The sequence below is a fragment of the Chloroherpetonaceae bacterium genome, from assembly GCA_025056565.1.
Lineage (GTDB): Bacteria > Bacteroidota > Chlorobiia > Chlorobiales > Thermochlorobacteraceae > Thermochlorobacter.
This window is the reverse complement of sequence record JANWWA010000009.1, coordinates 1-14,827: the sequence shown is the minus strand read 5'-3', so window position 1 is coordinate 14,827 and position 14,827 is coordinate 1. Positions and strand designations below refer to the sequence as shown.

Sequence of the window (14,827 nt, the reverse complement as noted above, 5' to 3'; positions counted from 1 at the left end):
CTTACTCCTTTGTTGATTGCGTTTCATTTGCGCTTCTCTACAATGCCGCGCCAGCTGCCTCTTTGCGCATCTGCAACCTACGGGCGGCGACTTGAGGATTCCCAGCTTTTCGGTTAGGATTTTTTGGGAAAATACGGAATTACCCATTTGCTACAAACTTCACTCATTGAACGGCACAGGGAGCTACATTTCTGCCCACCATGTCCTTGCTGGTTTGCGCTGTGAAGATGAAAGCCCTCAAGTCTTCAGCGTTTATGCCTCTTGCAAATTTTTCAAATGCAGCACTTATATTCGGGCAAGTGGTCTAACTACCAAAAAAACCAGATTAGATGCACCGACACACTCTGTTAGCTGCTCTATGCACATACTTGCTATGCCTTGCATGGTGCAGTTGCACCAGCACCAATACTGCTGTCTATCTTCCTCCACCTGAAGAAACTGCCTTAGAGCCTGCTCCCATCGACACGGTCAAAATCAAATACTTAGACTCACTTCGGCGCGCTGAGGCGCTGGCGCGTCAGCAGCAGCTTGAAGCAGTGCGTCAAGCTGAAATGAGGCAGCAGAAGAAAGATAGGGCTACGAAGTTAGCACGCATTAAACTGCTTGCGGAACTTGCCGAGAAGCAAAAGAAAGAGCGTAGTGAAAACTTGCCATCCACACTGACTGAGGGTATCGAGCTTATTGCTGAGCTACTTGACGATGAATCTCTCGAGCGCGATGCCACATTTTGTTGGATGGCGTTTCGTATGTTGCAGCTCTACGACGAGTATGTAATGCCCCTTTCCGAAGCCGATACCGATAATCCTGCCTTAGCAATCCGTGAGCGCCTACTTGGCAACGCAGAAAATACGGTGATTGATGAAAGCCTCTTTATCGGCATGCTTCTACCTAAAACGCAAATTCCAATTGAGCTGAATGCAGAGGTCAAGAAATTCATCACATACTTTTCCAAGAACGCAAAGATGCACATCATTTTCCAGCGATATTTAGACCGTGCAGCGATTTATTTCCCTACCATGGCGCAGGTGCTTGCAGAGGAAGGCGTTCCACCAGAATTGATTTATCTTTCTATTGTGGAAAGTGGTGTCAATCCACACGCACGCAGTCGTGCTAATGCAATTGGCATGTGGCAATTTGTCAAGGGCACGGGGCGACTTTATGGCTTAGAAGGAAACCTATGGTTTGATGAGCGGCGTGATGTGATTAAGTCTACGCGCAGTGCTGCACGGCATCTCAAAGACCTCTACCAAATCTATGGGGATTGGTATTTAGCGCTGGCCGCTTACAATGCGGGCGGTGGGCGGGTCAATCGTGCCCTGAAAAAATCGCCTAAAAAGCGTGATTTTTGGTCGCTCTGCAAATACTTCCGCCGTGAAACGCGCCAGTATGTGCCGCGCTATTTAGCCGCCACTTTGATTGCAATGAACCCAACACGTTTTGGCTTTACCCCTATTGAATACGGCGCTCCTATTGAGTATGACGAAGTCAGCATACCCGATTGCATTTCGCTCTCAACGATTGCCGACTACAGCGGCATTCCCCTCGATAGCTTGCGATTCCTAAATCCAGAGCTACACAAAAACATTACGCCCCCTGCTTACAGAGGCTATAAACTCAAAGTGCCCAAGGGACGGGCTGCAGATGTTGCGTCTGCTGTAGAACGAATTCCTGCAAGCGAGCGGCTTTACTTCCTTGCTCACAAGGCGAAGCGAGATGAATCGCTGCTTACCTTGGCGAAGCAACACCGTGTTTCACCTGAGGCTTTGCGACAATTCAACGAGCTAAAAACTTGGCATGTGCCTAAGGGGCGCGTGGTGATGATTCCCACGACGGCTGAAGTTTTCCAGACTGTGCAATATTCCGTGCGCGACCTTTCTGACGATAGCCGTGAGGCACGATACCGCCCTCGCTGGCGCAGGCGCTACGCATACAAGAAACGCAAGTCTCGCTCTACGGCTCAGCAGCATCGGCCTGTGCCACTTCCTTTTGCTCTCACATCGCCTTCCAGCAGAGCTGGACTACGAGAGTGGCTTTGTGCCTAGAATTTCTGCCACTGAAAAGCTGACATCGGGGAATTTGAGCGGCGTAATGTAGTCTGCATGGTCTAAGATTAGAGTTTGTCGGTAGGTTTTACCTTTTGGTTCTCGATAGACTTCGAGCTGCAGCTCACTTAGGTTTACAATCCAAAGCTCAACCAAATTGTGGTTTGCGTAAAGTGGTCGTTTAACCGCTTTATCACGGCTCAGCGTTGTGCCCGACACCTCCACAATTAGTAGCACATCGCTTGCTTTCGGCAGTTCCGCAGCATAGAAATCACTTCTCGGATGCAGTATCACAAGGTCAGGCTCTGGCATTGAGTATGCAGACAGACGAATTGGAGATTGCACGCTCACTTGCCCCATCTTTCCTAACTTTTCGACGAAGAGATGATTTAGCCGCATCACCGCTGCAAAATGCGGCGCTTCCATGGCTGTCATCTCAAAGATTTCTCCCTCAATCAGCTCAAACTTCTTATCTGCACTTAATACCTCAGCCTGCAGCAGTTTGATGAACTCTTCAACCGTGAATAAATGCCCTGCCACTGGCCTTACGGCATCGGATTCTATTTTTGCCATTTTGCACCCCCTCTCTTAGAAGGATAGCGGCTTTGTGCCTAGAATTTCTGCCACTGAAAAGCTGACATCGGGGAATTTGAGCGGCGAAAGACGCTCTGTCTCATCAAACATCAACACTTGGTGATAAGTCCCGTCCTTCGGTTCTCGGTAGGCTTCAATGCGATTTGCCACTAAATCCACCAGCCAAACCTCTACAATGCCAAACGCCGCATACAGCGGCACTTTCACCTTGCGGTCAAGCTTGATGGTCGTATCCGATACTTCCACCACCAACAACGCCTCTCTGGCCGTCGGACGCTCCACCCCCTCCCTCAACGGCAACAGCACAATGTCCGGCTCTGGCTCATTGTAATCGTTGAGCACTAAGGGATTCTGTGGCGACACGATTGCCCTTGTAGCCAACTTTGCATTGAATAGCCGATTAAGGCGAATGACGCACCACAGGTGAGGCGTGCCGATAGGGCTCATTTTTTTGACAATTTCACCGTCAATGAGTTCCAGCTTTTCATCTGGCGCAAAAATGCCTATCTCCGCCATCCTGAGATATTCACTGACCGTAAAACGACGCCTCTCAAGCTGAACCGCTACATCGTCTTCACAGGGTTTCTCCTTTTTCACTTCATTTGCTGCCGTCATCATTTCATCATACCTGTTTAGATTTCAAGGTAGGCGAAGTGGCTTTGTGCCCAGAATTTCTGCCACTGAAAAGCTGACATCGGGGAATTTGAGCGGCGAAAGACGCTCTGTCTCATCAAACATCAACACTTGGTGATAAGTCCCGTCCTTCGGTTCTCGGTAGGCTTCAATGCGATTTGCCACTAAATCCACCAGCCAAACCTCTACAATGCCAAACGCCGCATACAGCGGCACTTTCACCTTGCGGTCAAGCTTGATGGTCGTATCCGATACTTCCACCACCAACAACGCCTCTCTGGCCGTCGGACGCTCTACCCCCTCCCTCAACGGCAACAGCACAATGTCCGGCTCTGGCTCATTGTGCTCATCGAGTTGCAAAGGGCTTTGCACCAAGATAAAGTGCTGGTCGCCCAGTCTGCGCTCAAGCAGCTTTGCGATGCGTGCTACACACCACAGGTGAGGTGTGCCGATAGGGCTCATTTTTTTGACAATTTCACCGTCAATGAGTTCCAGCTTTTCATCTGGCGCAAAAATGCCTATCTCCGCCATCCTGAGATATTCACTGACCGTAAAACGACGCCTCTCAAGCTGAACCGCTACATCGTCTTCTCTCAACGCTTGAATGCTTGCCTTACTGGCTACCCCTTCCATTTTCACACTTGCTCCAATTTTTGCCTTAGAATCTCGTTAATGATTTGTGGATTCGCTTTACCTTTCATTCGTTTCATCGTCTCGCCGACAAAGTAGCCAAAGAGCTTAGTTTTGCCAGAGCGATAATCAGCCAGCTGCGTCGGGTTTGCAGCTAACACTGCCGCCACTTCTCGTTCAATTGCAGCGGTGTCGCTTACTTGTGCCAAGCCATCACGCTGCACAATTTCCTCTGGCGCTGTTTTTTCCTCGAGCATTTTGATGAAGACTACCTCTTTGGCTGTGTTGCCGTTGATGACACCTTTTTTGACCAGAGAAATTAGCTCACCCAATCGTTTGGCTTCAATAGGAAATTCCGAGATGTCAATTGCCTTCTCTTTGAGTGTGCGCAGCACCTCGCCCATCACCCAGTTCGAGGCAGCCTTTGCATCACCGCATACCCTTGCGGTTTCTTCGTAGTAGTCCGCTAGCGCTCTATCGGTTGTAATGACTTTCGCATCGTATTCAGGGATTTGATACTGTGAGACAAACCGTGCGGCACGTGCTTCGGGCATTTCAGGCAATTCTGCTCGAATTTGAGCTAGCATTTCTTCCGTTACTTCAATTGGTACAAGGTCAGGCTCGGGGAAGTAGCGGTAGTCGTGTGCTTCTTCTTTGGAACGCATTGGGCGTGTCTCTTGTCGCTCGCTGTCCCACAGGCGCGTCTCTTGCACAATCGTGCCCCCTGCTTCTAAGATTTGCCGCTGTCGCAAGGCTTCATACTCGATTGCCTTCTCGACATTTTTGAACGAGTTTAGGTTTTTGATTTCGGTGCGTGTGCCGAACTTCTCTGAGCCTTTCGGTCGGATGGAGACATTTGCATCGCAGCGCAGTGAACCTTCTTCCATATTGCCATCGGAGATACCAATCCAACGCACAATCTGGCGCAGTTTCTGCAGATACGCAGAAGCTTCTTTCACGGAGCGAATGTCGGGATAGGAGACAATCTCCAAGAGCGGTACGCCGCATCGATTGAAGTCAAGATATGTGTCATCACCAATATCGTGAATGGATTTCCCTGCATCTTCTTCAATGTGAATGCGAATGAGGCGCACGCTCTTTTTTACGCCGTCTAACTCATACTCCACTCGCCCATCGTAGCAGATAGGTTCATCATACTGAGAGATTTGATACCCTTTCGGTAGGTCAGGGTAGAAATAGTTCTTTCGTGCAAAAATGGAACGGCGGCGAATTTGGCACTGCGTAATTAGCCCCAATCGCACTGCATATTCCAGCACCTTTCGATTTAGCACAGGCAAACTGCCAGGCATTGCTAGACACACAGGGCACACATTTGTATTAGCAGGTGCACCAAATGCAGTCGAGCACCCACAAAAGGCTTTGGTCTTGGTGTTGAGCTGACAGTGGACTTCCAGTCCGACAATCAATTCGTATTCCACGGTTTTCGCACAGTTTGAACAAAGTTTGAAGAATCTTTTGCCAGAGAATATAAGAAAACTTGGGCGACTGCGGTTTGCCACTTCACGGTGGGGCCCAGTATCTAACAGCATTTTCAGATTACGCAGATGCTTCAGCAAAGAGAGTAAGGTAGCTTTCGTATCGTGAGGGCCAAATTTCGCCGCGTTCGACGGCTGCCACAACGGCACAATTCGGCTCGTTTGTGTGGGTGCAGGAGGCAAAGGCACACTCGGGCGCAAATTTTCGGAACTCAACGAAAAGATGCCGTAGCTCTTCACGCGCAATGCCTTCCAAGCCAAACTCACGAATGCCGGGCGTGTCAATGATGTATCCGACTGCCTTTCCCTCTGGCGAGAGGACTGGGAGCATAATCGCATTGCTGGTGGTATGTGCGCCCTTGCCTGACTTTCCGCTTAGCTCACCTGTTGCTAAGTTGCTGCCCGTGAGCTTGTTGACCAGCGTTGTTTTGCCTACGCCTGAGTGCCCGCTGAACACCGACGTTTTTCCTGTGAGCTTTTCTCGCAGTGCTTCTAAGCCTTTCTCGCAGCGTGCTGAGAGCAGGAGCACTTCGTAGCCAAGTTGGCAGTATGGTTGCACCAATGTTTGCGCTTCTCCTGCGGTATCCAAATCAACTTTGTTTAGCACCAGCAGTGGCACTAAGCCTTCAAACTCGGCAAAGGCGATATATCGGTCAATGAGCTTTGGGCGGAAGGGTGGCTTATCAAACGAGGAGACAATCACCAGTTGGTCAATGTTGCTGGCAATCACGTGCTCAAGCTCACCGCTGCGGTTTCGCCGTCGGTCTCGGCTTCTGGCTAAGACGCTGCGCCGCTTTTCAATGAAGGTAATTACGCCGTTATGCAGCGCTACGTCGTTGCGCTCTTCATCTGGACGGAAGCGCACTCGGTCGCCCACCACAGCTAAGGTAGAATTCGGATTTTCGGTGAGCGTGGTGCGCAGGGTCTTGCAGGTGTAGGTGTCTCCTTCTGGCGTGCGCACGATGTAGTAGGCACCACGCACTTCACAAATTGTGCCATATAAATCGCTCTCTGAAACAGTCGCAAAGTTTTTTCGCCGAAGCGGTGGTGCACTTTTCTTTTGCATTTCAGTGAGCCGCTAACCAGTTTTCTCCAGTTCCAATTTCCACCACAACTGGCACGGTCTTCAGACCTGCCTCTTTTGCTGCGCGAACCATCTCTGCTTGCACTAGACTTCCCAGTGTCTCCAGCTCCACTTTTGGTGCATCAAATAGCAATTCATCGTGCACTTGCAGTACCATTTTGGCACCGAGCTTTTTTGTGCGCAGCTTTTCGTCAATTTCAATCATCGCTAATTTAATCATATCGGCAGCTGTGCCCTGAATGGGAGCGTTGATAGCTGCGCGTTCTTCGGCATTGCGAATAGCTGCACTCTTATGCTTGATGTTTGGGAAATAGCGCCGTCTTCCTAGCGCCGTTTCGACATAACCCTTCGTGCGCGCCTGCTCCAAGACACGCTCCATAAAGGCAAAGATTTTCGGATACTTTGCCTTGTAGTTTTCAATCATCGTCTTGGCTTCCGCTTGCGAGATATCGAGCCGCTGTGCTAAGCCAAACGGCTGAATCCCGTATAGCACACCGAAGTTGACCTCCTTTGCCTTACGGCGCATCTCTTTGGTAATTGCTTCAGTTTCAAAGATAATTTTTGCCGTTGCGCTGTGAATATCCTCACCATTTTTGAAGGCACGCTGCATTGTTTCGTCGCCTGAGAACTCGGCGGCAATGCGCAGTTCAATTTGCGAGTAATCTGCCGAGAGTAGTGCATAGTCTGGACTGCTTGCCACGAAGGCGCGCCGAATTTGCCGCCCTATCTCTGTGCGAATTGGGATATTCTGCAAGTTCGGATTGGAGGAAGATAGCCTTCCCGTTGCGGTTACGCTTTGGTTGAAAGAGGTGTGCACTTTTCCTGTTCTGGCACGCACCAGCGTCGGTAGTGTGTCGACATATGTGTTTTTGAGCTTTTGCAGGCTTCGGTATTCCAAAATCTTCTCTGCAATCGGATATTCTTCTGCCAGCTCTTCCAAAACCCGCACATCTGTAGAGTAGCCCGTTTTGGTGCGTTTCTTTGCTGGGAGTTTCATTTTCTCAAAGAGCACTTCACCAATTTGCTTAGGTGAATCAATGTTGAACGGCTCCCCCGCTTCTTTGTAGATTGCCTCTGCCGCTTCTTGAATTGCAGTGTCCAGCGCCGCAGAAATCTCTCCCAATACGCTGCTATCAATTTTGATCCCACTCCACTCCATTTCTGCCAGCACGCGTAAAAGTGGAAACTCAATCTCTTCACAAATGCGCATCAACGCAGGCTCAAGTAGGAGTTTTTCTTCCAAAGTTGCTTTTAGCTGCAGCGCCATATCGGCATCTTGGCAAGCATAGTTTTTTAAGTCTTCTACGGGCACTTCGTAGATTGACTTCTGACCTTTGCCTGTCCCTACCAACTCATCGTATCGCACGGTGCGAAATTTGAGGTAGGTTTCACTCAGCTCGTCCAAGTTATGCGGTGCATCAGGGTTCAGCACATAGCTTGCTAGCATGGTGTCAAAGTAGGGTGGCGACAGTTCAATGCCATAACGCCGAAGCACTAACCAATCATACTTTATATTTTGCCCAACTTTGCGCACTGCTGGATTTTCCAGAATCGGCTTCAAGGTTCTCAGCACTTCTTCACGCGACAATCCTGCGCGAAAATCAATCGCAAAGGCTTCTCTGGCTTGCAGCGAAAAGGATAGCATCACCAGCTCTGCCTCCAATGCATCAAGGCTGGTCGTCTCGGTATCAAGCGCAAATTCTTTTGCCTGCGCCAGCTTTTCAAGCAGCTTGGTAAAACGCTCGGGCGTATCCACTAAGGTATAGTGACCAACGGATTGTGGCGTTGGCAAATCAAACCTGTAATTTGCATCAATGTTGGCACCAAAATTGAAGTCCGTGTCGCTTTCCTCGAAGAGCATTCCGCTTGATGTGGCATCGGCTTCAACTTTAGCACTGCGCTTCAAGCGCGATAGAAATTGCTTGAACTCCAGCTCCTCGAGCAGCGGAAAAAGTGAGTCTGCATCAATTGGCTTTTGTTTGAAGCTCTCTATCGGTTCATTGATTTCGACATCGGTTTTGATGGTTACCAGAAAACGTGTCAGTTCCAGCTGGTCTTGAGCTTTAAGTAGATTTTCCCGCAGCTTGGGCTTCTTAATCAGATGCACTTGCTTGTAGAGTGACTCCAACGAACCGTATTCGCTAATGAGTGCTGCCGCCGTTTTTGGGCCAATGCCGTCTACGCCCGGAATGTTATCCGATGAATCCCCCATTAAGGTGAGCATATCAATAAACTGTTCAGGATAGACGCCATACTTTTCTTTCACTTCATTCCGACCATAGCGCTCGAATTTGTCATCGTCTTTGCTGGGCTTCAAAATCTGAATGTGGCTATTGACCAGTTGCGCAAAGTCCTTATCAGGTGTAACCAGAAAGACATCGCACTCTTTTTCAAACTTTTTGGCAAGCGTGCCCATAATGTCGTCCGCTTCATAGCCCGGCATTTTGAGGTTTCGGATACCGTAGGCATCGACTATGGCATAGATTTTTTCAAGCTGCATCAGCAGGTCGTCAGGTGGCAAAGGGCGGTTGGCTTTGTAGTCTGGGTAGCGCTCGTGCCGAAATGTTTTTTCCTTGCTATCGAAGGCAACAGCAATGTAATCAGGAGAGTAGTTCTCGAGCACTTTCGTCAGTGTGTTGATGAACCCGAATGCTGCGCCGGTTGGAAAGCCGCTCTTCGTTTGCATTTTAGCTGGCATTAGCGCATAGTAGGCGCGGTAAATGAGCGCCATTCCATCGAGCAGAAAGAGCGTCGGGCGCTTGTGTGGTGCAGTCTCTGGCATACTTTACTGGCTTGATATTCGGCAAACTTTTCATCTTTTGTCCGAAGCGTTCTTGGAATATTGAACTCAGCTGGTGAGCGCCTTTGCACACCTACAGTAGCAATACGCCGCACAGTGCCTGAAACAAAGCCAGTCTGTGAGAGACACAAGCGTGTTTATGAAACTTGCATACTGGGGAAGGCGCAGACAAGGCACATTAGACCAGTGTTTGTTCCGTTACGTTATCAAAGAAGTGTGCTTTTTCGGTATCAATCGCACACTCAAAATCTTCACGGAGTTCAAGTGGCTGGCGTGCGTCGATGCGTGCAACAAGGTGCGGGGATTCCTGCGCCGCAGGTAGCTGGAAGTAAAGAAAAATCTCATTGCCCATTGGCTCTACCACATCGAGATGCAGTTTTGCTCTTGACGCATTTTTCAGTCGCTCGGCTTCATAGATGGTGTGAATGTCTTCTGGGCGAATGCCCATTGTGACATCTTTGCCAATGTATGTTTTGAGCTTATCCGCTACCTTTTGTGGCAGTGGCACATCTAAGATGCCTGACTTATCTCTGAAACAGAGCACGCCATTTTGATAAAGTGAGCCTTGAATGAAATTCATTGCAGGGCTACCGATGAAGCCAGCTACGAACTTATTAGCGGGATTGTTGTAAAGGTTTAGCGGCGTATCGACTTGTTGAATCACCCCTTTGTTCATCACCACAATGCGGTCGGCCATTGTCATTGCTTCAACTTGGTCGTGCGTAACATAAATCATCGTTGCACCCAGCTTTCGATGCAAGCGAGAAATTTCGGTGCGGGTTTGCACGCGCAGCTTGGCATCTAAATTCGAGAGTGGCTCATCGAAGAGAAATACTTTCGGGTTACGTACAATTGCGCGTCCCAGCGCCACGCGTTGGCGCTGCCCACCCGACAGGGCTTTCGGCTTGCGGTCGAGGTATTCAGCCAGTCCAATTGCTTTCGCTACTTCGGTTACTCGACGCTTGATTTCCTCCTTAGGCACGCGCCGTAGCTCCAAGCCAAACGCCATATTTTCAAAGACCGTCATGTGGGGATAGAGTGCATAGTTCTGAAACACCATTGCAATATCACGGTCTTTAGGGGGCACGTCGTTCATCCGCTTTCCATCAATGTAAAGGTCGCCACGTGAGATACTCTCTAAGCCTGCAATCATTCGGAGCGTCGTAGATTTGCCACACCCAGAGGGACCGACCAGCACAATAAACTCCTTATCGGTAATCTCGAGACTGAAGTTCTCGACAGCTTTGACGCCGCCCTCGTAGATTTTCTCTACTTTGTTTAAGACTACGGTTGCCATAGTTGGAAACTGGAAAGCGGTGAAAGGTTCTTTTGCAATTGCTGGAATATAACTCTCCTACTTTTTGAGCGCAAGACAGCTTTTCAAGGACGGTTTGGACGCAGCACCGAGGCAGGTTTCTGGCGAAGTGTCAGGGTAGTCTTTACAAGCTCATAGGGGGTTCACAAATGAACAAGCGGTTTTGTGGTGCTTTCAGCGTTGCGTTTCGCTTAGCTGAACAGCCACCACATCACAACTAGTGCAACCAGTATCAAACATTCTACAATGTCCTTTTGGGATACGGCGGGAGACTTTCGTGAGACCTTCTGCATTTCGACACCTCCTCGTTAACTTCTGTTAGGGTTTTGGGCAGCAGAGGGTCATACAAAGATAACACTTTTCCATAGAACTTTCACATCCCTACATCGCTCACTTGAGAGAACAGCTGCAACGCGTCTGTGCGAGGCACTTGTTCTACGCTCATAGACTTGCTCGGTGCGGCGGAATTCTACTTTGGCGCGCAAGAACGCTTTGCCAGTCTTGCGCATACAGGCGCTCACCCTTTCGCTCGCCTCACCGATAGAACGGAATCACCCACTCGTCTTTGCTCGCTTTTATCACCAGCGTATTCTTCCCTTTCGGCAAATGTTCTGCGGGAATATAGGCAACCATTGATGGTTGCTCGTTCTTAGGATTTTTATAGAATGCAAATTCTAACTCCGACAGGGTTGAGTCATTTAGCGTAATGCGGTAAAAGCTGCGCATTGTCTCAATTGCCAGCTTGACCTGCTCCGCTGTGGGTTCGTATCGGTTCATCTCTGCCAGTGCAGGGGCTCGAGCCAGAACGCTATCGTTGAGATTCACATAGTAGGGAATCACGAGTCTAACAAAAGGCTCCCTGACAATGTCCGACTGGATGTAAGGCGCCAGGGACAGCTTGCCCTCTGAGCGCAGGTTTTCGTAATAACTGCCTCGTATCATGTATGCTCCTCTCCAACGGTCAGGGAAAAAGTCAAAGTTATCCACCTTTATGCCGAGAGCTATGAGAGCTATGACGATGAAGGCGATGACATACACGAACACTCCTCCATACAGCATTGCAGAAGATTTGTTTGCTTTGAAGGCAATAGATAGCGGTCTATATATCACACCCAAGATTATCCAATCGCCAATACCATATATGCCTTTTGCAAATCTGACCAGCCATGGCACATTCGCCCAGCGCGAAAATGGTCTTAGTCTTTTTGCCGCATAGTCTAGTGCAGACAGCAACAGCAAAGCGATGAAAAATGTGCCTGCTACGACCAGTAGCCACTTCTCCCTCGCAATCAATGCACCAAAGAGAAAGCCTATCACAACATACAGCACTGTTGCGACCACGACGAACGTGAACGCAAACAGCATTCTGCAAAGCCTATCCACGCGCTCTGCGAGCGACTCCAAGCTATATCCGCGCTCCTCGTAAAACCTGCGATACAGCGGCGGCGAGTGTTTTACTATGGCTTCCAAATCCGCTTCGCTTTGAAAAACTGACCTTAGCCCCACTAAGCCTACCCAAAAGCATCGCAAGAAAAGATGGAGGATAAAGTTGAATGCAACCAGATAAGTGATTGCTTTCGCGGCGCGTGCCACAAATGCTATTATGCCAAAGAAATCCACTCCCTCTTTTGTGTTCAGAGCTGCCCACTCAAACAATGTCTCTAGCAGTTCTGGCGCGCGTAGCAGCGTGAGGATCGCCACGCCAGAGACGAGCATTTCTAGTTCAAAGCTGCGCTGGAAGAGTCCGCTCAGGAGACCTTTCTCTTTTTCAGGTTGTGATGGTTTTTCTACTGGCTGCTGTTCGGCATTTAGTCTGGCTTGTTCCGTATCAGCTTTCACTTGCTTGAGTGTGTTGTCCATACTTGTGCGTTCTGAGGGTTACAGAAAGCAACACTTCTTGTCATTCATTTAAAACTTTGGCGTAGTATCGCTCATAGATTGGCACGATGCAGTCGGTATCGAAGCAGAGCGCGGTCTTGCGCGCATTATGAGAAAAGCTCTCCCAGCGCGCATTATCCGAAAGAAGTTGACTAATGTGGGCAGCCATTTCGTCAATTGCGCCGACGCTGGCAAGGAAACCATTGTAGTTGTGCTTTACCAGTTCGGGTAATCCTCCGATGTTTGTGCAGACCACTGGCACGCCACAAGCCATGGCTTCCAGTGCAGCCAGTCCGAACGATTCTGACTCACTGGGCATCAGCATCACATCAGCTATGGACAGCAGCTCGACTACTGCTTCTTGCTTGCCAAGAAAGCGCACTGCTTCTGAGATTTTCAGCTCACGTGCAAGGTGTTCGGCTTCGGAGCGTTCAGGGCCATCCCCAATCAGCAGCAGGCGTGCGGGTATCTCTCGGCTTACCTTTTCAAAGACCCGCACCACATCTTTCACCCGCTTAGCTGGACGGAAGTTCGACAGATGCACTACAATCTTTTCTTCTTTTGTGGCGAAGGCGGCGCGCAGCCGCTCTGCCTCAGGGCGACGGAAAAATTCCTTCGTATCTACAAAATTCTTGATAACTTCTATGGGCTTTGTGGGTGAGAAGTCTTCAATTGTTTTGCGTCTCAGAAATTCAGACACGGCGGTTACGCCATCGGAGCGGTTAATTCCAAGTCGCACTGCACCACTTAGGCCGGGGTCTGTGCCCACCAGTGTAATGTCTGTGCCGTGCAAGGTCGTGATCACTTTGGTTTCTTTGCACACTTGGGCAAGGCTAAGTCGGTCGCGTTGAATTTCGCGTGCCAGAAAGGCGCTGATTGCGTGCGGAATCGCATAATGCACATGAAGCAAATCCAATTCTTCGTAGCACATCACCTCTGCCATTTTTGAGGCGAGTGAAATCGAGTAAGGCGGAAACTCGAAGAGCGGATAGTTGCTGATTTCAACTTCGTGGTAGAAAATGTTTTCAGAGAAACGGCGCAAGCGGAAAGGCAAGCTGTAGCTGATGAAGTGCACAATGTGTCCACGCTCGGCGAGTGCTTTACCCAGCTCTGTTGCAACCACTCCGCTGCCGCCGTAAGTCGGATAGCAGGTTATGCCAATTTTTAGGCACTGCGTAACCATAGTGATTTTGACAGGAATTTAGCGAACTTTCCAGTCACTTCTGCAGCATTTGGGGAGTTGCTTCGTCAAATGTAGGGCAGTGATGTTATGCAGCTTAATGTTCAACCTATACTTTTGGTGGGTGCGTTCTGAAAAGAGGTTCTGGGGCTTATTCCGCAGCGAGCTGCAGTGTGTGTGGAACTACCCAGAGGTAGTTTCCACGCCGCTGCTATTATTCGCCTGTTACGACGACCGTAATGCCCGTATAGACCCTAAAAGGATGCTTGTAAATTGCACATCCACAGTCGAGATTTTGGTAATCCCACCATTCTTTGCTGCCGCTTGAATGCTTGAATCGCCAAATGCAAACAGACCAAGGATAATTGAGCTTGATGCTTTGCCCACTTTTTGACCGATTTGGTTCCCAGACACAGCAACGGGGAATGTTACTGTGCAGGCATTGAGCGAAAACGCCAACAGCAGTGCCGATAAAAATGCTGTAACTTTTTTCATAGCTTTTTGGGTTTTTGCAGTTTGCTGAGTTTGGGTTCCTTAGAAGTGAGTTTAGATTAAGTAAAGATAGCTTTTTTCCCTACACATGTCAAGATTTAACACTTTTTTAATCTATCCGTCACGGATATCAACAGGCGTGCAGGGAATAGACCTCATACTTTGCGTGGAACTGCAATGAGAAACTGCGTGCGACGAGAAGATGCGCTACAGGCGCTGCTGTTACTCTTGTATCTCTGTTTTTTCTTGGCGAGCGACATGAATTTCCGCTACACTGTTCCCATACACGAGTGGATACTCTACTAAGAAATTTCTGTCCAATCGAATAAGCTGCTTCTCTGCTTCTCCAATGTACACATAGTCAATTTTATACTTTTTCAGAATTTTTCTCCTCACTTCGTCACTAGTCGCATTGAAAAAAGAAAGAATGTCGTCTTTACGCTCATCAAGATTTAATACGCCCGCTACGCCGCCAATTAGAGTGCGTTTTTGCGCAATCTGAATAATGTATTGACTACTTCCTGCGCACATCACATTTTTCCCCTCAAGATTTCTTAGGAAATGCATTGCTTCTTGCTCTTCATTTTTTAGGTATCCAACTTTCGAAGAAAGCAAAAGAAATAAATAGAGTGAGATAGGGATAAGTTACCTTGCTCTGCTATTAACAGAGCGCTCAAAATAGG

12 protein-coding genes are annotated in these 14,827 nt (G+C 48.9%); 1 reads left to right on the top strand and 11 read right to left on the bottom strand.

What is annotated here, in order from left to right:
- The first annotated feature begins 329 nt into the window (after window positions 1–329).
- The gene (locus tag NZM05_08025; GenBank protein MCS7013558.1) at window positions 330–2,042 is read left to right on the top strand and encodes a transglycosylase SLT domain-containing protein; all 1,713 of its coding nucleotides are present in this window, start codon (window positions 330–332) and stop codon (window positions 2,040–2,042) included.
- On the opposite strand, the gene NZM05_08020 is transcribed toward NZM05_08025, so the two are convergent.
- The 11 genes from NZM05_08020 to NZM05_07970 form a co-directional block, all read right to left on the bottom strand.
- Window positions 2,019–2,615, bottom strand: coding sequence for a Uma2 family endonuclease (locus NZM05_08020; GenBank protein MCS7013557.1), 597 nt, complete (start codon window positions 2,613–2,615; stop codon window positions 2,019–2,021). The two genes, NZM05_08025 and NZM05_08020, sit on opposite strands and share 24 nt — an antisense overlap.
- Before the next feature lie 15 nt (window positions 2,616–2,630).
- A complete protein-coding gene (locus tag NZM05_08015) occupies window positions 2,631–3,254 on the bottom strand; it encodes a Uma2 family endonuclease (protein MCS7013556.1) in 624 nt (207 codons plus the stop codon).
- A gap of 21 nt (window positions 3,255–3,275) precedes the next feature.
- Window positions 3,276–3,902: a Uma2 family endonuclease gene (locus NZM05_08010; protein MCS7013555.1), complete on the bottom strand. Its 627-nt coding sequence runs from the start codon at window positions 3,900–3,902 to the stop codon at window positions 3,276–3,278.
- A gap of 2 nt (window positions 3,903–3,904) precedes the next feature.
- A complete protein-coding gene (gene gatB, locus NZM05_08005) occupies window positions 3,905–5,338 on the bottom strand; it encodes an Asp-tRNA(Asn)/Glu-tRNA(Gln) amidotransferase subunit GatB (GenBank protein ID MCS7013554.1) in 1,434 nt (477 codons plus the stop codon).
- 118 nt (window positions 5,339–5,456) lie between these two features.
- The gene (gene rsgA, locus NZM05_08000; GenBank protein MCS7013553.1) at window positions 5,457–6,461 is read right to left on the bottom strand and encodes a ribosome small subunit-dependent GTPase A; all 1,005 of its coding nucleotides are present in this window, start codon (window positions 6,459–6,461) and stop codon (window positions 5,457–5,459) included.
- A 1-nt stretch (window position 6,462) separates the two neighbouring features.
- A complete protein-coding gene (gene polA, locus NZM05_07995; protein MCS7013552.1) occupies window positions 6,463–9,261 on the bottom strand; it encodes a DNA polymerase I in 2,799 nt (932 codons plus the stop codon).
- 196 nt (window positions 9,262–9,457) lie between these two features.
- On the bottom strand, window positions 9,458–10,576 hold the full coding sequence (gene ugpC, locus NZM05_07990; GenBank protein MCS7013551.1) for a sn-glycerol-3-phosphate ABC transporter ATP-binding protein UgpC: 1,119 nt from the start codon (window positions 10,574–10,576) through the stop codon (window positions 9,458–9,460).
- Between the two features lie 552 nt (window positions 10,577–11,128).
- The gene (locus tag NZM05_07985; GenBank protein MCS7013550.1) at window positions 11,129–12,454 is read right to left on the bottom strand and encodes a hypothetical protein; all 1,326 of its coding nucleotides are present in this window, start codon (window positions 12,452–12,454) and stop codon (window positions 11,129–11,131) included.
- Window positions 12,455–12,494: 40 nt separating this feature from the next.
- Window positions 12,495–13,655 (bottom strand): N-acetyl-alpha-D-glucosaminyl L-malate synthase BshA, encoded by a 1,161-nt coding sequence (gene bshA / locus NZM05_07980; GenBank protein ID MCS7013549.1) that lies wholly within the window; start codon window positions 13,653–13,655, stop codon window positions 12,495–12,497.
- A gap of 222 nt (window positions 13,656–13,877) precedes the next feature.
- On the bottom strand, window positions 13,878–14,147 hold the full coding sequence (locus NZM05_07975) for a TRL-like family protein (GenBank protein ID MCS7013548.1): 270 nt from the start codon (window positions 14,145–14,147) through the stop codon (window positions 13,878–13,880).
- A 219-nt stretch (window positions 14,148–14,366) separates the two neighbouring features.
- Entirely contained in the window at window positions 14,367–14,711 is a 345-nt protein-coding gene (locus NZM05_07970) for a hypothetical protein (protein MCS7013547.1), read from the bottom strand.
- Between the last annotated feature and the right edge of the window lie 116 nt (window positions 14,712–14,827).